The sequence below is a fragment of the Epilithonimonas sp. UC225_85 genome (genome assembly GCF_042695135.1).
Lineage (GTDB): Bacteria > Bacteroidota > Bacteroidia > Flavobacteriales > Weeksellaceae > Epilithonimonas.
The window spans coordinates 301,797-325,304 of the sequence record NZ_CP170547.1; the positions used below are offsets into that span (position 1 = coordinate 301,797).

The 23,508-nt window shown below is 36.6% G+C and carries 24 protein-coding genes; 9 read left to right on the plus strand and 15 right to left on the minus strand.

All coding sequences use genetic code 11. From position 1 onward, the window contains the following. Nucleotide 1: 1 nt before the first annotated feature. The 3 genes from ACFJGY_RS01520 to htpG form a co-directional block, all read right to left on the minus strand. Complete coding sequence (locus ACFJGY_RS01520; RefSeq protein WP_379967286.1) at nt 2–1,495, minus strand: hypothetical protein; 1,494 nt, start codon at nt 1,493–1,495, stop codon at nt 2–4. A 15-nt stretch (nt 1,496–1,510) separates the two neighbouring features. Further along, the gene (locus ACFJGY_RS01525) at nt 1,511–3,385 is read right to left on the minus strand and encodes a right-handed parallel beta-helix repeat-containing protein (protein WP_379967289.1); all 1,875 of its coding nucleotides are present in this window, start codon (nt 3,383–3,385) and stop codon (nt 1,511–1,513) included. 176 nt (nt 3,386–3,561) lie between these two features. Beyond that, nucleotides 3,562–5,454, minus strand: a complete 1,893-nt coding sequence (htpG, locus tag ACFJGY_RS01530; protein ID WP_379967292.1) for a molecular chaperone HtpG — start codon at nt 5,452–5,454, stop codon at nt 3,562–3,564. Nucleotides 5,455–5,950: 496 nt separating this feature from the next. Here htpG and scpA point away from each other — a divergent pair, with 496 nt between their 5' ends. The 3 genes from scpA to ACFJGY_RS01545 all read left to right on the plus strand — a co-directional run bounded on the left by scpA (nt 5,951) and on the right by ACFJGY_RS01545 (nt 9,562). Further along, complete coding sequence (gene scpA, locus ACFJGY_RS01535; protein ID WP_379967295.1) at nt 5,951–8,074, plus strand: methylmalonyl-CoA mutase; 2,124 nt, start codon at nt 5,951–5,953, stop codon at nt 8,072–8,074. Nucleotides 8,075–8,128: 54 nt separating this feature from the next. Beyond that, nucleotides 8,129–8,698 (plus strand): Crp/Fnr family transcriptional regulator, encoded by a 570-nt coding sequence (locus ACFJGY_RS01540; protein WP_379967298.1) that lies wholly within the window; start codon nt 8,129–8,131, stop codon nt 8,696–8,698. Nucleotides 8,699–8,776: 78 nt separating this feature from the next. Beyond that, complete coding sequence (locus ACFJGY_RS01545) at nt 8,777–9,562, plus strand: SDR family oxidoreductase (RefSeq protein WP_379967301.1); 786 nt, start codon at nt 8,777–8,779, stop codon at nt 9,560–9,562. 83 nt (nt 9,563–9,645) lie between these two features. Here the strand turns inward: ACFJGY_RS01545 and ACFJGY_RS01550 are convergent, their stop codons facing one another. Next, complete coding sequence (locus ACFJGY_RS01550) at nt 9,646–9,966, minus strand: hypothetical protein (protein ID WP_379967304.1); 321 nt, start codon at nt 9,964–9,966, stop codon at nt 9,646–9,648. A 91-nt stretch (nt 9,967–10,057) separates the two neighbouring features. Here ACFJGY_RS01550 and meaB point away from each other — a divergent pair, with 91 nt between their 5' ends. Beyond that, nucleotides 10,058–11,044: a methylmalonyl Co-A mutase-associated GTPase MeaB gene (gene meaB / locus ACFJGY_RS01555; RefSeq protein WP_379967307.1), complete on the plus strand. Its 987-nt coding sequence runs from the start codon at nt 10,058–10,060 to the stop codon at nt 11,042–11,044. Here the strand turns inward: meaB and ACFJGY_RS01560 are convergent. The 3 genes from ACFJGY_RS01560 to ACFJGY_RS01570 form a co-directional block, all read right to left on the minus strand. After that, nucleotides 11,041–11,559: a DUF4251 domain-containing protein gene (locus ACFJGY_RS01560; RefSeq protein ID WP_379967310.1), complete on the minus strand. Its 519-nt coding sequence runs from the start codon at nt 11,557–11,559 to the stop codon at nt 11,041–11,043. The genes meaB and ACFJGY_RS01560 overlap by 4 nt on opposite strands. 68 nt (nt 11,560–11,627) lie before the next feature. Then, the gene (locus ACFJGY_RS01565) at nt 11,628–12,734 is read right to left on the minus strand and encodes a glycosyltransferase (protein WP_379967313.1); all 1,107 of its coding nucleotides are present in this window, start codon (nt 12,732–12,734) and stop codon (nt 11,628–11,630) included. 1 nt (nt 12,735) lies between these two features. Continuing rightward, entirely contained in the window at nt 12,736–12,951 is a 216-nt protein-coding gene (locus tag ACFJGY_RS01570) for a uroporphyrinogen decarboxylase (protein WP_379967316.1), read from the minus strand. Nucleotides 12,952–13,117: 166 nt separating this feature from the next. Here ACFJGY_RS01570 and ACFJGY_RS01575 point away from each other — a divergent pair, with 166 nt between their 5' ends. Further along, nucleotides 13,118–15,640 (plus strand): ATP-dependent Clp protease ATP-binding subunit, encoded by a 2,523-nt coding sequence (locus ACFJGY_RS01575; RefSeq protein ID WP_379967319.1) that lies wholly within the window; start codon nt 13,118–13,120, stop codon nt 15,638–15,640. A gap of 131 nt (nt 15,641–15,771) precedes the next feature. Here ACFJGY_RS01575 and ACFJGY_RS01580 read toward each other — a convergent pair whose 3' ends face one another. Continuing rightward, nucleotides 15,772–16,233 (minus strand): hypothetical protein, encoded by a 462-nt coding sequence (locus tag ACFJGY_RS01580; RefSeq protein ID WP_379967322.1) that lies wholly within the window; start codon nt 16,231–16,233, stop codon nt 15,772–15,774. A gap of 175 nt (nt 16,234–16,408) precedes the next feature. Here ACFJGY_RS01580 and mnmA point away from each other — a divergent pair, with 175 nt between their 5' ends. Further along, the gene (mnmA, locus tag ACFJGY_RS01585) at nt 16,409–17,596 is read left to right on the plus strand and encodes a tRNA 2-thiouridine(34) synthase MnmA (RefSeq protein WP_379967325.1); all 1,188 of its coding nucleotides are present in this window, start codon (nt 16,409–16,411) and stop codon (nt 17,594–17,596) included. Between the two features lie 189 nt (nt 17,597–17,785). Then, the gene (locus tag ACFJGY_RS01590; RefSeq protein WP_379967328.1) at nt 17,786–18,178 is read left to right on the plus strand and encodes a hypothetical protein; all 393 of its coding nucleotides are present in this window, start codon (nt 17,786–17,788) and stop codon (nt 18,176–18,178) included. 72 nt (nt 18,179–18,250) lie between these two features. Here ACFJGY_RS01590 and ACFJGY_RS01595 read toward each other — a convergent pair whose 3' ends face one another. From ACFJGY_RS01595 to ACFJGY_RS01625, 7 genes are all read right to left on the minus strand, one after another. Then, complete coding sequence (locus ACFJGY_RS01595) at nt 18,251–19,000, minus strand: LytR/AlgR family response regulator transcription factor (protein WP_379967331.1); 750 nt, start codon at nt 18,998–19,000, stop codon at nt 18,251–18,253. 5 nt (nt 19,001–19,005) lie between these two features. Further along, the gene (locus ACFJGY_RS01600; RefSeq protein WP_379967334.1) at nt 19,006–19,221 is read right to left on the minus strand and encodes a methyltransferase family protein; all 216 of its coding nucleotides are present in this window, start codon (nt 19,219–19,221) and stop codon (nt 19,006–19,008) included. Further along, nucleotides 19,160–19,429: a hypothetical protein gene (locus ACFJGY_RS01605; protein WP_379970228.1), complete on the minus strand. Its 270-nt coding sequence runs from the start codon at nt 19,427–19,429 to the stop codon at nt 19,160–19,162. Before ACFJGY_RS01605 ends, ACFJGY_RS01600 begins: the two co-directional genes overlap by 62 nt. A 147-nt stretch (nt 19,430–19,576) precedes the next feature. After that, nucleotides 19,577–19,879, minus strand: a complete 303-nt coding sequence (locus ACFJGY_RS01610; protein ID WP_379967337.1) for a 2TM domain-containing protein — start codon at nt 19,877–19,879, stop codon at nt 19,577–19,579. Then, nucleotides 19,863–20,159 (minus strand): 2TM domain-containing protein, encoded by a 297-nt coding sequence (locus tag ACFJGY_RS01615; protein WP_379967340.1) that lies wholly within the window; start codon nt 20,157–20,159, stop codon nt 19,863–19,865. Before ACFJGY_RS01615 ends, ACFJGY_RS01610 begins: the two co-directional genes overlap by 17 nt. A 4-nt stretch (nt 20,160–20,163) precedes the next feature. Further along, a complete protein-coding gene (locus ACFJGY_RS01620; RefSeq protein ID WP_379967343.1) occupies nt 20,164–20,457 on the minus strand; it encodes a 2TM domain-containing protein in 294 nt (97 codons plus the stop codon). Next, a complete protein-coding gene (locus tag ACFJGY_RS01625; RefSeq protein ID WP_379967346.1) occupies nt 20,438–21,775 on the minus strand; it encodes a 2TM domain-containing protein in 1,338 nt (445 codons plus the stop codon). Before ACFJGY_RS01625 ends, ACFJGY_RS01620 begins: the two co-directional genes overlap by 20 nt. Before the next feature lie 226 nt (nt 21,776–22,001). On the opposite strand from ACFJGY_RS01625, the gene ACFJGY_RS01630 reads away from it, so the two are divergent. Beyond that, on the plus strand, nt 22,002–22,199 hold the full coding sequence (locus tag ACFJGY_RS01630; RefSeq protein ID WP_379967348.1) for a hypothetical protein: 198 nt from the start codon (nt 22,002–22,004) through the stop codon (nt 22,197–22,199). A 130-nt stretch (nt 22,200–22,329) separates the two neighbouring features. Then, nucleotides 22,330–23,370, plus strand: a complete 1,041-nt coding sequence (locus ACFJGY_RS01635) for a PA0069 family radical SAM protein (protein ID WP_379967351.1) — start codon at nt 22,330–22,332, stop codon at nt 23,368–23,370. The last annotated feature ends 138 nt before the right edge of the window (nt 23,371–23,508 follow it).

A 23,508-nucleotide genomic window follows, 5' to 3' on the forward strand; every position in this document is an offset into this window, starting at 1 on the left:
TTTAGTTGTTTTTATATTTTTCTTTCAGTTCCTTATTTTGTTTTTTCAGATCCTCTATTTCCTTTTTCATTTCGATGAGGTAAAGTGTCAGCTCCTCGATCTTTTCCATTTGTTTAGCCTGCATCTGTGCCAGGTCTATTCCACCGTCTTTGATGATCTCTTCGGAAGAAGGGATGTTCGGAAGGTGTTTATTTGCGAGGATATATTGTTCTACTTCTTCCAGTGTTTTCAGCTTATAATTTTTATCGAATACATAATCTGACCATTGAGTGCTTGTTGTCACCGCGGCTTTGAACTTTTGTGATAAAATACCTCCTGTGACGTATAATCTATAATCACCCGGGGTTGCGGGAATTGTGTTATCCGAGATAACTACCTTTCCCCCGGAAGGATTTATGAGAAAAGTTCCTGGTAATTCTGAAGTTGTTATCATTTTTAAATCAACGTGATTTGCAGTTCCTCCATCATAAATTTTTACACCTCCAGTTCCTCCTCCATAATCTTGAGCATAATTTAAGTAAACAGAAGATTCTGGACTGTTAGTATTTGGATGTCCCGAATTTATAATTAAATTTCCTTCTGTTGCCCTCTGGATGATCGCATCACCTGATGTAGTTGGAGTGGTTAATCTTAAAAAATTTCCTGATAGATTGACATTGCCATTTACATCCAACAAAGCTTTGGGATCTGTGGTTCCAATTCCTACATTCCCATTTGCACTGATCTGCATTCTTGTTATGGGTGAACTTCCATTAGCTTTAGGACTTGTTAAAAACTGAAGGTATGTGTCCAAATTATCTCCTCTAAATGATCTGATCTTTGCTTTTCCGGCTTCAGCAAATTCAAAAGAAATATCTCTGCTGAAATCGGGAGTATATGTTGCATTTTCATCAGGGTAATTACGATTATTGGCACCTATAATTACTAAATTATTAAGATTATTAAGACCTGTATCTTCAATATTACCCATTCTCACACCACCTTTGACATCTAACATTGCTTGTGGATTAATTGTGCCTATACCAACTTTTCCATCGTGATTAATATGCATACGTACCTGAGGAACATCTGAAGTCGCACTGTGTAAATTAGTTAAAAATTCAAGATAAGTATCCCAATTATCTCCTCTGAACGACCTAATTTTTGCGCTCCCTGCACTTGCAAATTCATAAGAAATATCTCGGTAGCTGGTAGGGGGAATATTAGGCGTATTAAAAGTCTGATTAGGCTGATTTGCTCCGTGAATAACTAACTTATTTATATCATTGCCTTGGTTATCAATTACATTCTTATTAAAAGAAAATAAATTCTCACCACCAAATAATAGATTTAGATTCCCATCAGAATTTTCGAAACATATATTTTTAGCTTGTGTCGCTCCCTCCAGGCAAACGTCAATTGCCTTCGGAAAATTAATTGGACATTGAGAAAACAAGAGATTAGCTGATATGACACTAATGCCGGTAAGAATAATTTTTAAGTTGTTATTTTTCATTTTTATAGTTTTGTTTTAATTACAGTTTACATTTGATTTGACTCCGGAAGCATTCATAATATCTTTTGCAGCAGCGGGCATTTGATCCATTATATTTATTTGAGTATTATTATTAACGGTTATATTTGAACACGCCGGGTAACAAGTTAAGTTGCCCGGTGGAGGAGGTAAATAAGAAGACTTAAAATAATTATCTATAATATTAACATATTCGGACCCAGAATAAAACACAATGCTTTTTACATGATTAGCATTACAATCTATTTGATCAGGAATATCCGATGAACTGTCCGTATCTATTAAATTGCCAGTTACATCAATAAAACTAGCATCATTATCCATATAAATTGCTCCTAAATAAACACGCTGATTTAAAATATAATTACCAGAAATTTGCGTTTTATGAGTCGCATCTCCCTGAGCACTTTGTGTGTAGATTCCTCCACCATCTGGCATAAATTGATCTGTACAATCTATTTTATTATATTTAATACAATTGACTCCTACGTTGTATATTTTTTTCCAACCCCAGCCAACAGATATTCCTGTATAAGGAAACTTTGTTAAAGTATTGTGATTTACAGTAGTATATTTAGCATAAGGAACAAAAATACCAACTGATCCAGAATATTCATTAGCAATATTTGTGATCGTGTTATTTATAATTTTATTTCTTATTACCGATTCAATTTTTGTATTGTCCACAGTTCCTACTCTTATGGCGCTTGCAGCAATATCTTCAAATTTATTACTGCATATAATATTATCTGCGGAACTTTCTCCAAAACTTAAGGCTGTAGAGCCAATACTTTTAAATTCACAATTAAAAATATTTATATGGGAAGCGTTTTTAAATGATATTGCGGCAGGTATTACATTTGTATTTCTACTTCCGATTGTAGGTACACAATACCAATCAGCTTGTTCTGTGATAAAACCATTATTGGAGACAGAAACACCCAAATAACCATTATTTTCAGAAGGTTTATTCCAGGTAGTATGGCTGAAGATTAGATTGTTAAATTTAATATATCCTGCTCCATCTTCTCCTGATATTAAACTTTCCAAAGTTGGTATTACAACATTTGTTGGAATAGTATTAGAGCCCAAATAAATCGTATGACTGCCAGAATTTGATCTATCTATATACCATTCATCAGTCTGATCCAGTAACTCAAGAGCATTTTCTACCCATTTTACAGGAGCCGTCTTAAAATGGTTTTTTTCCGGGTCACTATAATTATCGTGCAGTATATTCCAAAAATTATTATTAATAATAATCTGTCTATAATTGCAAACAGACTCTACAGGAATCCTATAGCTTTTCCAAAACATATCAGAAACAATTTCAACGTCTTTGATATTTGCCCAACTTGAAAAATCTGTACAAGAAGTAGAAAAATAACCTGTACTGGTTTCAATTAATCCCATATCCTTTTCACTTCTTGCTCTGATTGCTTTATGTCCATTTACATAAACTTGCCGAGAATATAAATTGCCAATATTAGCTTTGTATATATCCTTATCTTGAATTTTTGTCCATCCTGTTGGAATAGTTTGTCCACTAGTAATAACCGGCTTATTTGCGGGATCTTCTGCCTGATATATAACAAAGTGTCCATTTTTGCCGCTATCATCAGAAGTGAATACTAATGTAGATTCTAAAAGATAGCTTCCTCCTGCTATATGAACTACTATGTCTTGAGTCATAGGATAAGTATTTATTTGGTTTCTTATTACACTTTTAGCCTTGTCAATAGTTTTAAAAGGATTTCCAGAAGTGCCGTCTCCTGTGATGTTGTTCCCATTAGTTGATACATAGTAGTTATACATCTGGGAATTTACTTTGATTAGCAATAGGAGACAAATTAATAAAAATTTATATTTCATTATTCATATTTTTAATTTATTAAATTAATACTTTTTTTGGACTATTAACTAAAATTAAAAATAATTTTTGTTAACTTAACAGAAATAAAATAACACTATGAAATAATGTTTATAAAAAACACAAAAGGCGGAACTAAAATTTAGTTCCGCCTTTTTATATTAAAATAAAATATTATTTACTTCAAACTCTCAAAACTACGTTTGATAAAATCCGTCAGTTCTTTTCCTTTCAAAAGATTCTGAGACAATTTCGCCAGATCCAAAGCCTGATTGATCATCGCACTTTTCTCTTCAGCATTATCTTTTTTCAATAATTCTCCGGCAAAATCTGAGTTAGAATTTACTACCAGATTATACATTTCCGGGAAACCGCTCATTCCGAACATTCCGCCGCCGCCACCGGTTGCCTGCATATCCTTCATTCTTCGGAAAAATTCTGGCTGAGTCAATGTAAATGGCGCGTCTGTAGAATCCAGATCTTCTAACTGAACCGTGAATTTTTTGTCACTAATAGACTCTTCGATACTTTTCTTCAAAGTTTCTTTGTCAGAATCATTCAGTTTAGAAATAACAGGTTCATCTTTTTTGATCAGATTATTGATGTGATCTGCATCTACTCTCGCAAAAGAAACGTTCTCTTTAGAACCTTCCAATTTCTGGATCAAGTGAGGAACGATTGGAGAATCCAACAGCAGAACTTCATAACCTTTATCTTTTGCAGATTCGATGTAGCTGTGTTGCTCATCAGCATTAGTTGCATATAAGATGACGGTTTTTCCATCTTTGTCCGTTTGAGTCGGTTTGATTTTCTCAACCAATTCATTCCAAAGATAATATTTGCCTTCCGTTGTTGGGTAAAGCACAAATTTGTCAGATTTTTCATAGAATTTATCTTCAGAGATCATTCCGTATTCGATCACGATCTTGATGTCATTCCATTTTTGTTCGTAATCTTCACGGTTTTCATTGAAGAGAGAAACCATTTTGTCCGCCACTTTTTTCGTGATGTAAGAAGAGATTTTTTTCACCGCACCATCAGCCTGCAGGTAAGAGCGTGAAACATTCAAAGGAATATCCGGAGAATCGATCACACCTCTCAGCAACATCAGGAAATCCGGAACAATACCTTTCACCTCATCAGTCACATAAACCTGATTTTGATACAATTGAATTTTATCTTTCTCAATATTAAGGTTATTCGCCAATTTTGGGAAGAACAAAACACCCGTCAAATTGAACGGATAATCCACGTTCAAATGGATATGGAACAACGGATCCTCAAATTGCATCGGGTACAATTCTCTGTAGAAATTGTTGTAATCCTCGTCTTTCAGTTCAGACGGAGCTTTTGTCCACGCCGGATTTGGATTATTGATGATGTTATCCACTTCAATTGTTTCTGCTTTTGCATCTTCCGCAGAACCTTCTGGTAAAGGCAAAGTTTCAGTTTTCGTTCCAAATTTGATTGGAATCTGATTGAATTTATTATACTTCGTCAAAAGTTCACGGATTTTAGATTCTTCCAAAAATTCCAAAGAATCTTCTGCAATATGAAGCACGATTTCCGTTCCTCTGTAAGCTTTTTCCGTTTCTTCCAAAGTATATTCCGGACTTCCATCACAGATCCAACGAACCGCTTTGCTATCTTCTTTGTAAGACTTTGTAAAGATTTCCACTTTCTCCGCCACCATAAATGCCGAATAAAATCCAAGACCAAAATGTCCGATAATTCCCGCATCTTTTGCAGAATCCTTATATTTTTCAAGGAATTCCTCCGCACCCGAAAATGCAACCTGATTGATGTATTTCTCAACTTCCTCACCCGTCATCCCAAGACCTTGATCCTTGATCGTCAGCGTTTTCGCCTCCTTATCAATTTTCACCTCGATAATCGGATTTCCGTAATCCACTTTCGCTTCACCAATTACGGTCAGATGTTTCAACTTCGTCGTCGCATCCGTCGCATTGGAGATCAATTCACGTAGAAAAATCTCGTGATCACTGTAAAGAAACTTCTTGATCAGCGGGAAAATATTCTCCACCGACACATTAATACTTCCTGTTGACATATTATATTATTTTTTGTTAATTTTCTATTTCCAAACTCCCGAACCCTCAAACTCTAATACTCTCAAACATAATTTCGGGCGACTGCCAAAAGCCAAAACTTTCCCTACGCTATTTTGTCACCGGGCTATCCCTTGCAATCTTTTTTATTGCCATCGCTTCGCTCGGCAACAAAAAAGGATTTCCACTTCTATCCCTGTCGCGGGTTTCCAGTGTCAACCAACATTTCACAAAAAAAAGACCATCCAACAATTAATGACAAATTGTCGTGTTATAAATATCAATAGGAATGGGCTTTAGCCCATTTATGACAATGATGATAAGAAAGGGGTTTAGCCGAAACTTACTTTAAATTTCGGCTAAAGCCAATATTTGTTTATCATTTTATCATCGGGCTAAAGCCCGACGCTATTAATAATAGTAAAAACTTTTGTGTCTTTTGTGGTTTAAAACCTTCCCTAAATTTCTTACATTTACTTTCCACAACAAAAAAGCAAAATGCGCCACAAAATCCAAAACCAAAATCCTGATTTCAAGAACATTACCTTCGATTCCAATTCGGAAAATTACACTTTTGAAAAAGACGGGTTGGAACTGAAATCAAAATACACCAGCAAAGATGTCAAAAACAAAGACATCAAAGCTGGCTCCGCAGGGATTGCGCCTTTTCTTCGTGGCCCATACTCAACAATGTATGTCCAGAAACCGTGGACAATACGTCAATACGCCGGATTTTCCACAGCCGAAGAATCAAATGCTTTTTACAGACGAAATCTCCAGGCCGGACAAAAAGGACTTTCCGTCGCTTTCGATTTGGCAACTCACAGAGGTTACGATTCCGATCACGTAAGAGTTGTGGGCGACGTTGGAAAAGCAGGCGTTGCAATCGATTCGGTGGAAGATATGAAGATTTTGTTTGACCAAATTCCTTTGGACGAAATTTCAGTTTCGATGACAATGAACGGCGCCGTTTTACCTATTTTATCTTTTTATATTGTCGCTGCAGAAGAGCAAGGCGTTTCGATGGATAAACTTTCCGGAACAATCCAAAATGATATTCTGAAAGAATTTATGGTTCGGAATACGTACATCTATCCGCCAACGCCATCGATGAAGATCATCGCCGATATCTTCGAATATACTTCTAAGAATATTCCGAAATTTAATTCAATCTCGATTTCCGGCTATCATATGCAGGAAGCTGGCGCAACGCCGGTTTTGGAAATGGCATATACGTTAGCCGACGGTTTGGAATATGTGCGAACCGGAATCAAAGCCGGAATGAATGTGGATGATTTTGCCCCAAGATTGTCATTCTTCTGGGCCATCGGAATGAATCATTTTATGGAAATCGCCAAGATGCGTGCAGCAAGATATATTTGGGCAAATCTTTTAAAACAATTCAATCCACAGAATTCAAAATCTTTAGCTTTAAGAACGCATTCCCAAACTTCTGGCTGGAGCTTGACAGAACAAGAACCTTTCAATAATATTACCCGAACAACGATTGAAGCGTTGTCTTCGGCTTTGGGTGGCACTCAGTCTCTTCACACCAATGCTTTGGACGAAGCGATTGCTCTTCCTACAGATTATTCAGCGAAAATTGCTAGAAATACCCAAATTATCCTCCAACAAGAAAGCGGAATTTGCGATGTTGTCGACCCAATGGGCGGAAGTCATTTGATTGAGACTTTAACCCAACAAATGATTGAAGAAGCAATGAAATTCATTAATGAAGTGGAGAAAGAAGGCGGAATGACAAAAGCCATCGAAGCCGGAATCCCGAAAATGAGAATCGAGGAAGCATCGGCCATTAAACAGGCAAAAATTGACAGTGGCGAAGAATTTATCATCGGAATCAATTCCTTCAAATCAGATTTAAAACAAACCGAAATCGAAATCCTTGACATCGATAATACAGAAGTCCGCAGAAAACAAATCGAAAGATTAGAAAAAATCAAAATAAAAAGAGATTCAGAAAAAGTCTCAGAAATTTTAAATAAAATCCGAGAAACTGCAAAAACAGGAAAAGAAAATCTTCTAGAATTGTGCATTGAAGCTGCAAGAAGAAGAGTTACTCTCGGCGAAATGAGCGATGCGATGGAAGAAAGTTTCGGACGCTATAAAGCCAATATCAGAACCATATCAGGAGTTTACGCAATGAATGCAAGCAAAAATGAATACTTCGAAAAGGCAGTTACTTTAAGTCAAAAATTTGAAGACCAGGAAGGACGACGACCAAGAATTATGGTCGCAAAAATGGGACAAGACGGTCACGACCGTGGCGCAAAAGTCGTAGCAACCGCGTTTGCAGATATGGGATTTGATGTCGATGTTGCGCCGCTTTTCCAAACGCCGGAAGAAGTGGCGAAACAAGCCGTGGAAAATGACATTCATATTTTGGGTGTTTCGTCTTTGGCAGCAGGTCATAAAACTTTGGTTCCACAAGTTGTGGAAGAACTGAAAAAACTTGGAGCGGACGATATTACAATTGTTGTGGGTGGCGTCATTCCACAGCAGGATTATGAATTTTTATATCAAAATGGAGCGCATCATATTTTCGGTCCCGGAACGAATTTGCCGAAAAGTGCGGTGGAGATTTTGGAGAAGTTTTTAGCTTAATTTTTTTTGCCAAATGACAAATCAAGAAAGAATTATAGTCCCTAACTTTCCACAATGAAAGAATTATTCGATTTTATTTTACGGTTCGGGAATCTCAATCAGCAGCAGATTGACTTTATGTCGACAAAAGCTAAAGAAATTGATTTCAAAAAAGATGAATATTTCTCAGAGGCCGGGAAAATTGCGAGTCAGGTTGGATTTGTGGTTGATGGAATCCTGCGTGTCTGTTATTACAATAATGAAGGCGAAGAGATTACAAAGTATTTCATTGACGAGAATAATCTGGTTGTAGATTTGGAAAGCTTTGATAATCAAATCTGTTCCAGCAGCTATGTTCAGGCAGTTACGGATTGTAAAATGGTAGTTTTTTCCAGAAAAGACTGGCTGGAACTTTTACAGACCATCGTCGGCTGGGATGCAATCGTCAATAAGATCATATCACGAGCATTGATGCAGAAAGTGGAAAGAAGAAGTCCGCTGGTTACCGAGGACGCAACAACACGCTATCTGAGATTTTTGGAAATCTATCCGAATGCTGTCAATCGGATTCCGCTTTCTTACGTAGCATCTTATCTTGGTGTGACACAATCTTCACTTAGCCGAATCAGGAAAAATATTAATTAAAATCGCTTTTTGTCATTTGGCAAATGGTATTGTTTTTAATTGGCTCAATTTTACATCATCAATTTAAAACAAGAAAAAATGAATTCGCAGAATCACGAACACGAAAAAAGCAATGTACAAAAAGTGAGTACAACAGTATTAATAACAGGCGCCAACAGAAGCATTGGTCTCGAAACGGCAAAACAACTTTCACAAAGAGGATTATTCGTTTATTTGGGAAGCCGTAATCTGGCGAAAGGTGAAGCAGTTGTAAAAGAATTAGCAGACCAGGGATTCAATAATATAAAAGCAATAGAAATAGATGTTACCAATCCGGAATCAATTTTAGCAGCAAAAAACATCGTTGAATATGAGCAAGGAAAACTTGATATTCTGATCAATAATGCAGGAATTCTTGGACCACAGCCTCAAACGGCAATAGAAACGCCTGTTGTTGATATCAAAGAGGTGTTTGAAACTAATTTCTTCGGTGTTATCAATGTGACGCAGGCATTTTTAGACTTGCTTAAAAAATCTGACAAACCTAGAATCAGTAATATCACTTCCGGACTTGGCTCATTAACGCTTCATAGCGATCCGAACTGGAAATATTATCAGGTAAAAGCCGCAGCTTACGGACCTTCAAAATCTGCTTTGAATGCTTACACGATTGTTTTGGCTTATGACCTTAAGGATTCGAATTTCAAAGTAAATGCGATCGATCCCGGTTATACCGCGACGGATTTTAATGCGCACAGCGGTCCTGGCTCTGTGGAAAGTGCAGCAAGCTTCATCATCAAACATACTTTAACCGATGAAAATGGACCAACAGGACAGTTTTTCAGCAATGATATTGAAGACGAAATCGGAATCAGTCCGTGGTAATTTTTTGGTAAAACGTAAAAAATATAGTGTATTAAAAAAATCAAAGAGAAACTTTCGGGTTTCTCTTTTTTTATATCTGATTATTATTTCTTAGCATTCGTATTCACATAAGCCAAAACCCAATTGGTTTCGTCCGTATTTAGCTTTGCTTTAGGTGCCATTCTTTTCATAATGGGCTGCCAATCAGCAACGGTAAATTCGGAAGGTGAAGGTAAACCGTGACATCTTCCACATTTCAAATTGAATAAATCTTCTCCTTTTTTAAGCATTTCTTCTTTAGTAAGATTTGCTGTAGGTGTAGAAGGCGTTGCAGGAACGGTTGGTGTCGTCGTCGTAGTTGTCTGTGTTTTACAAGAATACACGATAACCCCTAAAAGGCACAAGCTGTATATGTATTTTTTCATTATTTTTGAATTTGATTTTCATCAAAATTAATTAATTTGAACACAGATTAGAACTATATCATCTAATTTGTAACAATTCCAAATATCCAAAATGGCAAAGCAATTCGGTATCGACGATTACATCACAGGGATCAAAGCGTCTGATAAACGGATTCTTGGAAAAGCCATTACCCTTATCGAAAGCAAAAAACCTGAACATAGAGATCTTGCCGATCAACTTCTGAAACGCATAATTCCTTTGACCGGAAAATCAATCAGAATCGGAATTACAGGTGTTCCCGGCGCCGGAAAATCTACTTTCATTGAAACATTTGGAAAACTAGCGATTGAAAAAGGGAAAAAAGTGGCAGTTCTCGCTGTCGATCCAAGTTCATCTATTAATAAAGGAAGTATTCTTGGTGACAAAACAAGAATGGAAGAACTAGCGAAAGATCCAAATGCTTTTATCCGTCCAAGTCCGAGTTCCGGTTTTCTTGGTGGCATTGCGAATACGACTTACGAAAGTTTATTAATTTGTGAAGCTGCAGGTTACGATTATATTCTGATTGAAACCGTTGGCGTTGGTCAAAGTGAAACCTTGGTAAATGATATTGCCGATGTCTTTCTTTTCCTTAAAATAATTGGTGGTGGAGACGAATTACAGGGAATAAAACGCGGGATTATGGAAATGGCAGATTTGATTTTCATTAATAAAGTCAATTCCGAAAATCTTGCAAAAGCCAAAATTACGAAAACCGAATTATCCAGAGCATTACAATTTATCACAGCAAAAGAAAAAGACTGGAAAGTCCCAATAATTCTTGGTTCAGCTTTAGAAAATGAAGGTCTTTATGAAACATTCGAAAAAATAGAAGACTTCATCTTACTTAAAAATAAAAATGGAACTTTTCTCGAAAACCGAAAAATTCAGGCTGAAAAACGATTCGAATTCTGGGTAAAAGAATACATTCTGGAAAAAGCTAAGAGAGATCATTCATTAGAAAATTCTTATCTGGAACATAAGAAAAACTCTTCGGAACTGACTTCAAATTCCAGTTCGGAAGCCAGAGAATTTGTCAAAAAATTATTTGATAATTAATTGCTGCCAGCTGAGATATTACCATCGTAACTGATTGGTTGTCTGTCATTAGAGTTAACCGACAGAAACGCACTTCCATTTTTGAAAATCTCAAGATTGAAAGTCATACTAACTTTTTGATCTTTCGGCGTAATCACTAATAATGTATTTCCTTTTCTCGTCGTCGATTGTTTTATGTAAAAATCTTTTGACTCGAACCTGAATCCGCCATTATTCGGATCGCCGGGCGTACTGTTAAAGGCACGACCAAAATAAGGAAGTGAAACACTAAACAGATCCTTCTTCAAATTGAAGCCATAACCGGGATCAAGGTTCAAAATTCTGCTGGCACCACCGTTTGGCAAAGAATTCATGACGCCAATCACGTCGCCGCCGGTTGGAAAAGCTTTGGTTGCATTGAAATTAAATTCTTTTTTTTCAATAACAGAGGTTAAAGTTGTTGGGTCCAGATAAGTTTGACTTCCGCAGCTAATAGCCATTATGGCTAAACTAAACATTAATATTAAGGATTTCATTTTCATTGTTTTAGAAAATTGTTAATGCAAGAACGATGCTACTTTTAGATGCAATAAAAACGCAAAAGTTAATGGCTGTGTTCCAATTCTTTTCTGGAATCGCTGAAAAGCTTAAGGATTTTGTCTTCTTCATTTTCCCAGCAAAGTTCGTCAGAAGCCACGTTTAGGTTATGAAGATAAAAGGCTTTCCCGTTATTTAAAACAAAATTAATTTTTTCGGCAAGGTGCTCAGGTGAGTGATTTTCTATAATCTCGCCGACTTCGAAAGTTGTCACAATATTTGCCATTTCCGGGAAATTGGAAACCACAACAGGAACGCGCGATTGGATATAATCTGAGATTTTGTTGGGTAAAGAATAATAATAACTGAGACCTTTATTTTCTTCAATACTTAATCCTACGTCAGCTTTTGGCGTGATTTCCCGAAGTTGTTCCGGCGAAAGTTTGCCAAGGAATTTTATTTTTTGTTCAACTCCGGCTTGCTTGGCAATATTCCAAAATTCTGATTCCAAAGGGCCACTTCCGGCAATCCACAGTTCGGCATTATCAATAAAATTCATCGCCAGAATGGCTTTGTCTATTCCGCGGGAATAATTGAGCCAGCCTTGATAAAGAATCACTTTTTTAGAATTTTCTTTGGTTCCGGTAAACTCTATTTTTCTGGGAAGATTGGTGATAACCAATGGTTTATTGATCTTATATTCTTTCACAAACCAGTTTGCATAGGAATTGCTCGCCGTTATCATCCGTTTGACTTTTGGGACAAATGTCTTTTCGATTTTTTTCCACACGTGTTTTACCCAGCGTCCCTGGATCGTTGGCATTTCTGTAAAGATCTCGTGGCTGTCAAAGATAATCGGGATGTTGAGTTTTTTAGAAATCAGATAATTTGGCATAAGAGTTTCCAGATCATTCGCTAATAAAATGGTCTTATTGTCAGCATATTTTATAAGCTCTTTGTATAATTTTCTCTGGAATTCTATATAAGCAAACCGCAGTATTTTTGATTTCAGCTCGATCCTGAAAAATGGATACGGGCGTTGCAATTCTGGTGTTCCCAGCCAATTGCACCCAATAAGAACAGGTTCATAACCGTTATCATAAAGTGTCTTACATACCTTCTCCACACGCTGGTCGGTATATAAATTATTGAAAACACTTACGATAACCTTCATGCTAATCTTTTTTTATGATATGATAAACCTGAATAAAAGCAAGAATAGCGTTTGGAATGATGATTGGCCAAAGCATTCCGCTGTAAACACCATAGATCACAAAACAAATACATCCTAACAAATTTACTGTTCGAAGTGTGGTTATATTTTTCAATAAAAAGCTCACTACTACAAAAGCCGAAGCTAAATAACCAACATATTCTGACCAATTCTCCATTAATAATTTTTTAAGGATTACAAACCTAAACAATTTTTAAAAAAATCAGGTCATAAAGTCCATTTTTTTCTGATGGCAATCTATTTGCAAACAAATATTTAAATTTTACAATAAATAATTGTAGGATTTATCATAAAAAACATAACTTAGTGTATAATTTTTAATTATGGATTATAAATTTTCAGACGGTTTGAACCGCGTGTTCAAACAAAGCAAAAATGAAGCAAGGCGTTTGCAGAGTGAATTTCTGAATACTGAACATTTCCTTTTAGGAATCATCAAAACTGAAAATTCTGCAAAAGAGATCCTCGAAAGTCTTAGCGCGGATCTTACCCAGATAAAGAGAAAAATAGAAACCCTGAGTGCCGTAAACTCTAATCCGTTTACTGCAAATATGGGGAGTATTTCTTTTACAAAAATGGCAGATCAGGCCGTAAAAAGGTCAGAGCTGGAATGCCGCCAATATCAATCTTCTGACATCAACACCGTGCATCTTTTGTTAGGAATCTTGTACAAACAGGAAGATCCTACGGCTAATATTCTTCAGGCTTATGATATTGATTATGATGCCGTTCAAAAAGAATACAGAACGATGTTGAAAAATACAGATCAATTGCCGCAGAACAGTGCCTATGATGATGACGAGGAAAAAGAAGAACCGTACAGCCAAATGAAAAAGCCGTCCGGTAATCTTGGTGCTCAGAAAAGCAAAACGCCGACTTTAGATAACTTCGGTCGTGATTTGACTTCTCTTGCAAGAGATGGAAAACTGGATCCTGTCATCGGGCGTGAAAAAGAGATTGAAAGAGTTTCTCAGATCTTATCCCGAAGAAAGAAAAACAATCCGCTTTTGATTGGTGAGCCAGGAGTTGGTAAATCTGCAATTGCAGAAGGATTGGCATTGAGAATTCAGCAGAAAAAAGTTTCCAGAGTTCTTTATGGCAAGCGCGTAATTACTTTAGACTTAGCAAGTTTGGTTGCCGGAACAAAATATCGTGGACAGTTCGAAGAAAGAATGAAAGCGATAATGACAGAACTTGAGAAAAACAGAGATGTCATCCTTTTCATCGATGAGTTGCATACGATTGTTGGCGCCGGAAGTTCCACAGGAAGTCTGGATGCATCAAATATGTTCAAACCAGCTTTGGCAAGAGGTGAGATCCAATGTATTGGTGCTACAACCCTTGACGAGTACAGACAGTATATCGAGAAGGACGGCGCTCTTGAACGTCGTTTCCAAAAGGTTATGGTAGAGCCGACTACGGTTGACGAAACTATTCAGATTCTTCATCAGATCAAAGATAAATACGAAGATCACCACAATGTTCATTACACAGATGAGGCGATCAATGCTTGTGTTAATCTGACAGCAAGATATATCACAGACAGATTCCTTCCGGACAAAGCGATTGATGCAATGGACGAAGCCGGATCAAGAGTTTATATCAAAAACATGAAAGTTCCTTCCGAGATCATCGAGCATGAAACACGCATCGAAGAAGTGAAGGAATTGAAACAGCAGGCAGTAAAAGCTCAGGATTATCTTGAAGCCAGAAAACTGAAAGATGAGGAAGAAAGACTTCAGATTGAACTTAATCTTGCTCAGGAACAATGGGACAAAGACGTCAAAGAGAAAAAAGAAGAAGTAACCGAAGAAAGCGTTGCGGAAGTTGTCTCTATGATGAGTGGTGTTCCGGTAACTAAAGTTGGTAAAAATGAGCTTGATAAACTGGCTCAGATGGATCACAAACTGAATGGTAAAGTAATCGGACAGGAAGATGCTGTTAAAAAAGTGGTGAAAGCCATTCAAAGAAACAGAGCTGGTCTTAAAGATCCGAACAGGCCAATTGGAACATTCATTTTCCTTGGAACAACTGGTGTTGGTAAAACCGAGCTTGCTAAAGTAATGGCACGCGAATTATTCGATTCCGATGAAGCTTTGATCAGAATTGATATGAGTGAGTATATGGAAAAATTCGCGGTATCCAGATTGGTTGGTGCGCCTCCGGGATATGTTGGATACGAAGAAGGCGGACAATTGACAGAAGCTGTCAGAAGAAAACCTTATGCAGTCGTTCTTCTTGATGAGATTGAAAAAGCACATCCGGATGTTTTCAATATTCTGTTGCAGATTTTGGATGAAGGTTTCGTTACGGATTCTCTTGGAAGAAAAATTGACTTCAGAAATACAATCATCATTCTGACTTCAAATATTGGAACCAGAGACCTGAAAGATTTCGGTGATGGTGTAGGATTCGGAACCAATGCGAAGAAAACGAATACCGATGCAAGAGCAAGATCTACGATAGAAAACGCCTTGAAGAAAGCATTTGCTCCGGAATTCCTTAACAGAATTGATGACATTATTATCTTTAATTCTCTTCAAAAAGAAGATATCAAAAAAATCATTGATCTGGAACTATCCAAATTGTATGGTCGATTAGAAAAATTAGGATACAAAATTGAATTGACGGAAGAAGCAAAAGATTTCATTTCTGAAAAAGGATGGGATAAAGATTTTGGAGCGAGACCTCTGAAACGTGCGATTCAGAAGTACATCGAAGACCTTCTTGCAGAGATGCTTGTCAATAAGCAATTCAGCGAAGGAGAAACCGTTGTCCTAAATGTGAATGAAGCCAAAGATGGATTGGAAGGAGAAACGCAGACTGAGAAAGAAAGCGTAAAATAAATTACATTAAAAAACGATATGACCACCTTTTTTTAAGGTGGTCTTTTTATATAACTATGGAAGAAACCTTTCTAATTTTCTGACACTTTACATTTTATCTCATAACGATGAATAATAAGAAACTTTATCTTTTATAACCCCACTACAAATCCCACACTTGGGATAAATCCTGTACTGAAAATACTCGTTTTGTCTTTCCAAAGCACATTATACATCAAGCCAAACTGTGCAAATGCATTATTTCCCAATGGCTGCATGTAACCTCCTCCAAGATAAAGTGCGGTCTCATCTCTGTCAAATTTATACCCTGTATATTTTTCCTCAGAATTAATGAAATATTGCTGGAGATTACCACTAATAAAGAATGATCTTCCAAAATAATAATTCACAAAAGGACCAACACCAACCATCGTCGATTTATAATAATCCGAAGTCTGCCAGGAAACATTTCCCATTAATCCGCCTTCCAATTGTTCTGTTATTTTGTATCCAATTCTCGGGGAAACCTGGAGATTGACATAGCTATTGCTTCCAAAACCAACGCCTAGACCGCCTCCAAAAGTCCAGCGGTTGAATTGAGTTCTGGACGTCATTTTAATTTGAGAGAAACTATTTATACTAAATATTATTAAACTTAATGTGAAAATTTTCTTCATAAGATTGTTTTTATCAATGTTTAAAATTATGGTTTTTTTGCCAAAGTTTTAATTGTATTTTTGCAACCTCAAACTAAGAACTCCCGTCAAGAGTTTCGTAAAATTGAATCAAATGAAAATAGTAGTTGGCCTCTCCGGAGGCGTAGATTCCAGCGTGACAGCTTATCTTTTGCAACAGCAGGGTCACGAAGTTATTGCACTTTTTATGCGAAACTGGAACGATGCATCGGTCACATTGGAAGATGAATGCCCTTGGATCGAAGATAGCAATGATGCGCTTCTCGTCGCACAAAAATTAGGAATTCCTTATCAGGTCATCGATATGAGCGAGCTCTACAAGGAGAGAATCGTGGATTATATGTTTGATGAATATCAAAAAGGACGAACACCAAATCCCGATGTGCTTTGCAACCGCGAAGTAAAATTCGATGTGTTTATGAAAACGGCTTTATCGCTTGGTGCTGAGAAAGTTGCGACCGGACATTATGCTCGAGTTGAATCGACAATTGACGAAAACGGGAAAGAGGTTTTTCATCTCTTGGCAGGAAAAGATAATAACAAAGACCAAAGTTATTTCCTTTGTCAATTGAGTCAGGATCAGCTTTCCAAAGCGTTGTTCCCAATTGGAGAATTGACGAAACCGGAAGTAAGAGAAATCGCGAAAGAAATCGGTTTGGTAACGGCGGATAAGAAAGATTCGCAGGGACTTTGCTTCATTGGAAAAGTGAGTTTGCCAACATTCCTTCAGCAACAATTGGTTCCGAAAGAAGGGGAAATTGTGGAAATCCTCAATGACTTTGCTGAGTTTCATAAAGAAGTGCCAACTTTCTCTTCAAAATTAGAAGAGCTGGAATATCTGTCGGCGAAAATCAATTATAAAAAAGAAGACGGAAAAGTGATTGGAAAACACCAAGGTGCTCAGTTTTTCACAATAGGTCAAAGTAAAGGTTTGGGAATTGGTGGTCACAAAGAGTCTTGTTTCATCATCTGCAGAGAAATGGAAAACAACATCATCTTTGTTGGTGAAGGAAAAAATTTCCCCGGACTTTTCCGAAAAGCTTTGAAAATTGAAAATTCGGAACTGCATTGGGTTCGCGAAGATTTGAGGTTGAAAAATGGAGAATCTATGGAAGTGATGGCAAGAATCCGTTACCGCCAGACTTTGGAGAAAGCAACGATTCATCAATTCGAAAATGGATTCTATATGGAATTTGAAAATCCGCAATCTGCTATTGCTGAAGGGCAATTTGCGGCTTGGTATATCGATGATGAATTGATTGGAAGCGGCGTGATTGCTTAAAAATAAACAGAATTAAATAATTGAACAGGCTTCACGGAAATTTCGTGAAGCCTGTTTGTCTATATAATATTTACGTTCGTCTATACAAAACCGAGTTCTGTCTATAACCGCAAACATCTATGAATAAAGGAATGTTAATTGTTCAGTATCATTCAACAAAAACATTTTTAACACGCAAAATTATTTATTATGAAAAAGTTATTAGTAGTTGCAGGTTTATTTTTAGCATTAACGATAAACGCACAAGAAAGACAAGACAGAGGTCAAAGAGCAACCGCAGAGCAAAGAATGAAAGAATTCGATAATTACAATCTTTCTCCCGTTCAGAAGCAAAAAATACAGGCGCTTTATAAAGACCGGGAAGCGAAGTTTGCAAAAAACAAACCCAGAGGAGATAAAGGCCAAAGACCGGACGATTCTAAAATGAAAGCGAAGTTTGAAAAAGACAGAAAAGATTTTGACCTAAAAATTCAGAAAATAATGTCTAAAGACCAATATGCAAAGTTCCAGGCGGATCGCAAAGAACATCAAAAAGATGGTTTTAGAAAAGACGGACAAAGACCTGAGCGTAAGAAAGCTTAATTATAAAGTTTATAAAATAATTTAAAATGAAAAAACCTTCAGATGCTCTGAAGGTTTTTTGTGATCAAAGGTTTAATTTCCAGCCAGCCAATCCTTAAAATCTTTTACTCTGTCCCGACTGACCGTGATCTCTTCGTTTGGCTGAAAGTCCAGATCAACTTTATAATTCGGAGAGGTATGTATGTTTTTGATATAATCTGAACTGATGATGAATTGTCTGTTGACGCGGAAAAATTTTGATGGTTCCAGAACATTTTCCAGTTCGTCCAGCGTAAAATCTGTTGGGAAATTACGTTCTTTGGTTTGGAGATAAACGATTTTATTTTCGCTGTAGAAGCAACTGACTTCATTGATGGAAACGACCTTCAGATTATAACCGATTTTAACCAGAATCCTGGAAAGAGTTGCCTGATCTTTTTTAACGATTTGCCTGATTTCCTGAGAATTAACAGCGCCTTGTTCCGGTAAGAACGATTTGAATTTTTCAATTGCTTTTTCCAAATCTTCTTCTTCAATCGGTTTTAGAAGATAATCGATGCTGTTGAGTTTAAAAGCCTTCAGAGTATATTGGTCAAAAGCCGTTGTATAAATGATAAATGCTTTTGTCGAAACTTTATCAAAAATATCAAATGACAATCCGTCGCCGAGAACGATGTCCGAAAAAATCAGTTGTGGGTGTTCATTATTCTGAAACCATCCGACTGACTCCTCCACAGAATTAAGGCTCGCAACCACTTCTAAATCAGAGAATAAACTTAACAATTTTTCCAATCTTCTGACTGCTGGTTTTTCATCTTCTATGATTATCGTTCTTATTTTCATCGGTTTTAGTAAATAAATGGAATCAGTTTTTTGGTTTGCTCTTTATAATCTGTATAATCCTTTCCGAACTGCTCCGTCAGAGCTTCTTCTTCGATTTTAATTCTATACAAAAATGCTAAAAAAGGTGGAATAAAAGCAACTGCCAAAGCAAACCAATTGTTAAGATATAATCCGAGACCTAAAAATGTAAGCAAGGATGCAGAGTATGATGGGTGTCTCAAAATACTGTAGAATCCGTCTTTTTTTGATCTTGTGACCTTCTCTTATCGTTACATCTACCGTAAAATATTTTCCTAAAGATTTAATAATGATGAGTCTTCCAAAAATTCCTAGAATCAAAAACAGCAAGCCGACATAATTGATCCAGTTGTCTTCGGAAATAAATGCTCTGACCACATTTCCTGCAAAGATTGCTGATGTAATTGACAAAACAATCACTATCCATAAAAGGTTCAGAGTTGATTTGTCTTTTCCCTTTTATCAGTTTCCACAGAAACCATTGATTGTTTATAATAGATCTCGGTTACAAGCCAGAATGCCATCAGGACATAAAAAACAATATGCATAGTGCTCATTTTATTTATATTTCTCCATTAGTTCTCTTATTTTTTTCTCCTCCCAATCTTTTCCTAAGAAAAATCCGGGGCAGAAGACGCCGGCAGCGTGGGCTAACAAACCTATTCCCCAGAAAAAAGGTGTTGCCCAGATGTCCCAGGTCCGGATCGTCTCACCTTTTTGGAAATCAGTCAGATTAAGGATTATCAGGAAAATATTGACGAAGATATAAACCATCAAATGAATATAAAATCCTTTCAGTTTCTTAACTTTTTTTACAGCTTGCTGATACTGGATATCTTCTTTTTTATCTATAATTTCCATTGCTTTGTTTTTTAAGTTCTTTATTAATCATATCTTTTTCCCATTCAGGATTAAATAAAAATAGTTTAAATCCTTTGAATGCTAATATCAATCCCCAGATTGCGAAAATTGCAAACCCATTGAAATCGTACCAGAGTGAAAATTCACCCTTTAATAAACGATTCCCGTAAACTAAAACAAATACTAATGAGAAAATGGTCATTCCCGTATAGAATTTTTTGATTTTTCTGACTCTTTCTGCAGCCATCTCGTAGTGGAATTTTTCTTTGTTATTTTCCATGATATTAATGATTTTCTTTGTTAAGTATTTTCTGAATTTTTTTCTCTTCCCACTTTTCACCGAAGATCAATGGAAGCGCAAACACACAAATCAAATGGATTGACAACACCAAAGTCCATATAAAAAGTGTCATAAAATGGTCCAAGCTCAGGAAATCTTCCCAACTGTCAGATTGTACATATCTCATTATTAACAAGCCAAGGTCGATGATCACATAAGCCAGGATATGAAAATAAAGATATTTTATCCTGTTTACTTTCTCTCTTGCAAGCTGGTATTTAAGACTCTGATTTTCCATAATTTTTGTTTTTTCTCATGATCTTTTCTATCTCTTTTTCTTCCCAGTTTTTTCCGATTGCGAAGGTTTTCACCGCCTGGATCGCAAGTCCCATTCCCCATCCGAATAACGGAAACCAAAACCACTGATAAGAAGAAGTCGTGACATTGATAAATATAAGGAGCGGAATTATTACACAGTAAGAGACAAGACTTATATAGAATTCTTTTAGCTCTTTTACTCTTTTTACTGCTTTCTGATAAGCCAGATTTTCCGTTTCCTGAATTGGTTTTATTTCTGATCGCTGAGACATTTTTTCTGTCAGTACCGGGATTTTCACTTTAAAACTATGTTCAGATTTTTCGACAAATACATTCTCTTTTGTGAGAAAAGAATACCGCTGAACAATGTTAGCCAGTCCAATTCCGGCACTTTCCTTAAGCTGCTCTCTCACCTGCAGATTATTCTCAATGGAAAGAAATTTCCCCTCCGTAAAGACTTTTACCTTTAATGGTCTGCTTGATGTTGCAAAATTATGTTTGATGCAGTTTTCCAATAAAAGCTGAAGAGACAGTGGGACGACAAATTTCTCTTCATCTTCTTTTTTGACTTCAAACTCAAAATCCACACTGTCTTCAAATCTGGTCTTCAGAAGGTTACAATAGGTTTTCGCAAATTCTATCTCGTCCGAAACCGTTACCAGTTCTTTATCTTTCTGCTCCAGAACATATCTGTAAATTTTCGACATCGATGCCGTGAATTTCTGTGCCTGGCCTGGATTTTCATCAATCAATGCTGATAAGACATTCAAGGAATTAAAAAGAAAATGTGGATCCAGCTGATTCTTAAGGCTTTCAAACTGAGCGTTGGCAGAATTAGCGATCAATTTCTGCTGAACCACTTCTTTTTTTGATGTCTTTTTCAGTTCCTCCATAAAACCTTTGGCGTGGAGAAAAGCAGCGATCATCAATGCAAAATTGACAAAAAACCAATTGGTGAAATTATACTTGCCCGAGAAAAACTCTTCCGGTGTAGAGGCTTTCTGGATCACCACAAAATTGATATAATTACAGAAATAAACGACCACAAAATTGACAACAATAGTCGCAACTATTCCTAAAATCGTTCTATATGTAGTCTGCTCTGTCCAAGAGAACTTTTTGTTAAGATATTCATTTACAATGCCATTACTAGGTCCTAAGCTGAAAGCATAAAGTGCGGAAATCAGGAAACTATAGCCAAAACTTTCAAAACTTTTTTCATCGGAGAAAAAGGTAAAAAAGAACAAACTAGATCCCAGTGTGATCCAAAGTAATGATATGATGCTTTTTCTTTTCATTGTAAATGATTTTTGATTAGAATAACTTCAATTGCTTTATTCTAATTTCTGAGTTCAAAATTATGTTAGATAGAAAAGTTAAGCAATTTTATATGACCGAATTGTTAAAAAACTGTACTGAGTTGTAAAAATAAACTTTTGGAGTCTTAAATTTTTATTAAGATCAATAATCAAACTTAAAAAAGGAACACAATTTGCTTTTTAAAATTTATAATTATTAATTTATATGAAGAGAAACGTAGAAATAATATTCGCCGGACTCTTTGGGACAGCAGCTGTTCTGGGAGTTTTGGCAGCGAGAAAATATTTAAGAAACAGAGTTTACCACAGCGACTATTCTGACCATCATTTGTTATTTGGTAATTCCAAAAGACGCCCTTATGCAGCGTCGGATGATGGTATTGAGTTAGACGCATTTCTATAACACACACTATTTTTATTATACAAATTTCCGGTTCCAGTGAATCGGATTTTTTTGTGGAAAACTTTCCGGAATTTTAAGAGAGATTTTATTTTTCTAATGATAATTTTGAAGAAAGATCTTCTGTTCAAAAATGTCAGATTTCATCCCAAAAGGGCAAGGCGCTCAACGTAATGTCGTCAACAAATTTGACCGGTTCACTCACGAGCCGGAAGATTATGAATTGGATAAAATCAAAACGCAGGTCACAGAAGTTTTCCCGAAAAGCATCATTAATATTATAAAAAGTCCCGATTTGCCGATGGATTACTCTATGAATCCATATCAGGGCTGTGAGCACGGCTGCTCCTATTGTTTTGCCAGACCAACCCACGAGTTCTGGGGTTACAGCGCAGGCGTTGATTTTGAAAGGAAACTGATGGTCAAGAAAAATGCACCCGAACTTCTGGAGAAAACTTTTCAGAAAAAATCTTACATCCCAAAACCGATTATGCTTTCCGGAAACACAGATTGCTATCAGCCGATTGAAAAACAATTCGAGATCACCAGAAAATTGCTGCAGGTTTGTCTGGATTACAGACATCCGGTTTCCATCATTACCAAAAATGCTTTGATTATGAGAGACATTGATATTCTGGAAAAAATGGCTGACAAAAATCTTATTTCTGTTAATATGAGTATTCCAACTATTAATGAAGATCTTCGACGCGTAATGGAACCACGAACATCAACAGCAAAAAACAAACTGAAAGCGATTGAAGTTTTGTCCGAAAAAAACATTCCTGTGAATGTGATGATCGCACCTGTAATCCCAGGATTGACGAGCGATGAAAGTCTGAATATTATGAAAGTCGTTTCCGAAGCCGGCGCAAAAAGCTGCGGTTATACTTTGGTAAGATTGAATGACACCGTTGAACCAGTTTTTCTCCAATGGCTGGAAACGCATTTTCCCGACAGAAAAGATAAAGTCCTGAATCTCATCCGATCTATGCGAGGCGGAAACCTCGGTGAAAAACGTTTTTTCCAACGTTACCAAGGCGAAGGGAACATCGCAGAAATGATCCACAAAACTTTTGAAATCGGGAAGAAGAAATTTTTCGCCAATAAAGAAAGAGCAAGTCTTACAACCGAACATTTTACAGGAAGCAGGTCGCAGCAATTGCGATTGTTTTAGTAATTTTTATCGCAAAGTCACAAATTATTTTTAATTCTAACTTCGTAAAAGTCTCAAATTGGAAATCACTCTGCAATCTTTGCGACTTAGAACGATCGATTTGTTTATATTTTTTGTGCCTTTGCGATAAAATACAAC

Bases quoted from the DNA above. Each gene is read 5' to 3' on its own strand.
- ACFJGY_RS01550 (WP_379967304.1), bottom strand. From the start codon at position 9,966: ATGAAAAAATACATATACAGCTTGTGCCTTTTAGGGGTTATCGTGTAT.
- ACFJGY_RS01590 (WP_379967328.1), top strand. From the start codon at position 17,786: ATGAAAAAGTTATTAGTAGTTGCAGGTTTATTTTTAGCATTAACGATA.
- ACFJGY_RS01615 (WP_379967340.1), bottom strand. From the start codon at position 20,159: ATGGAAAATAACAAAGAAAAATTCCACTACGAGATGGCTGCAGAAAGA.
- ACFJGY_RS01620 (WP_379967343.1), bottom strand. From the start codon at position 20,457: ATGGAAAATCAGAGTCTTAAATACCAGCTTGCAAGAGAGAAAGTAAAC.
- ACFJGY_RS01560 (WP_379967310.1), bottom strand. From the start codon at position 11,559: ATGAAATCCTTAATATTAATGTTTAGTTTAGCCATAATGGCTATTAGC.
- mnmA (WP_379967325.1), top strand. From the start codon at position 16,409: ATGAAAATAGTAGTTGGCCTCTCCGGAGGCGTAGATTCCAGCGTGACA.
- htpG (WP_379967292.1), bottom strand. From the start codon at position 5,454: ATGTCAACAGGAAGTATTAATGTGTCGGTGGAGAATATTTTCCCGCTG.
- ACFJGY_RS01575 (WP_379967319.1), top strand. From the start codon at position 13,118: ATGGATTATAAATTTTCAGACGGTTTGAACCGCGTGTTCAAACAAAGC.
- meaB (WP_379967307.1), top strand. From the start codon at position 10,058: ATGGCAAAGCAATTCGGTATCGACGATTACATCACAGGGATCAAAGCG.
- ACFJGY_RS01525 (WP_379967289.1), bottom strand. From the start codon at position 3,385: ATGAAATATAAATTTTTATTAATTTGTCTCCTATTGCTAATCAAAGTA.
- ACFJGY_RS01520 (WP_379967286.1), bottom strand. From the start codon at position 1,495: ATGAAAAATAACAACTTAAAAATTATTCTTACCGGCATTAGTGTCATA.
- ACFJGY_RS01630 (WP_379967348.1), top strand. From the start codon at position 22,002: ATGAAGAGAAACGTAGAAATAATATTCGCCGGACTCTTTGGGACAGCA.
- ACFJGY_RS01610 (WP_379967337.1), bottom strand. From the start codon at position 19,879: ATGGAAATTATAGATAAAAAAGAAGATATCCAGTATCAGCAAGCTGTA.
- ACFJGY_RS01570 (WP_379967316.1), bottom strand. From the start codon at position 12,951: ATGGAGAATTGGTCAGAATATGTTGGTTATTTAGCTTCGGCTTTTGTA.
- ACFJGY_RS01565 (WP_379967313.1), bottom strand. From the start codon at position 12,734: ATGAAGGTTATCGTAAGTGTTTTCAATAATTTATATACCGACCAGCGT.
- ACFJGY_RS01625 (WP_379967346.1), bottom strand. From the start codon at position 21,775: ATGAAAAGAAAAAGCATCATATCATTACTTTGGATCACACTGGGATCT.
- ACFJGY_RS01580 (WP_379967322.1), bottom strand. From the start codon at position 16,233: ATGACGTCCAGAACTCAATTCAACCGCTGGACTTTTGGAGGCGGTCTA.
- ACFJGY_RS01540 (WP_379967298.1), top strand. From the start codon at position 8,129: ATGAAAGAATTATTCGATTTTATTTTACGGTTCGGGAATCTCAATCAG.
- ACFJGY_RS01545 (WP_379967301.1), top strand. From the start codon at position 8,777: ATGAATTCGCAGAATCACGAACACGAAAAAAGCAATGTACAAAAAGTG.
- ACFJGY_RS01635 (WP_379967351.1), top strand. From the start codon at position 22,330: ATGTCAGATTTCATCCCAAAAGGGCAAGGCGCTCAACGTAATGTCGTC.
- scpA (WP_379967295.1), top strand. From the start codon at position 5,951: ATGCGCCACAAAATCCAAAACCAAAATCCTGATTTCAAGAACATTACC.
- ACFJGY_RS01595 (WP_379967331.1), bottom strand. From the start codon at position 19,000: ATGAAAATAAGAACGATAATCATAGAAGATGAAAAACCAGCAGTCAGA.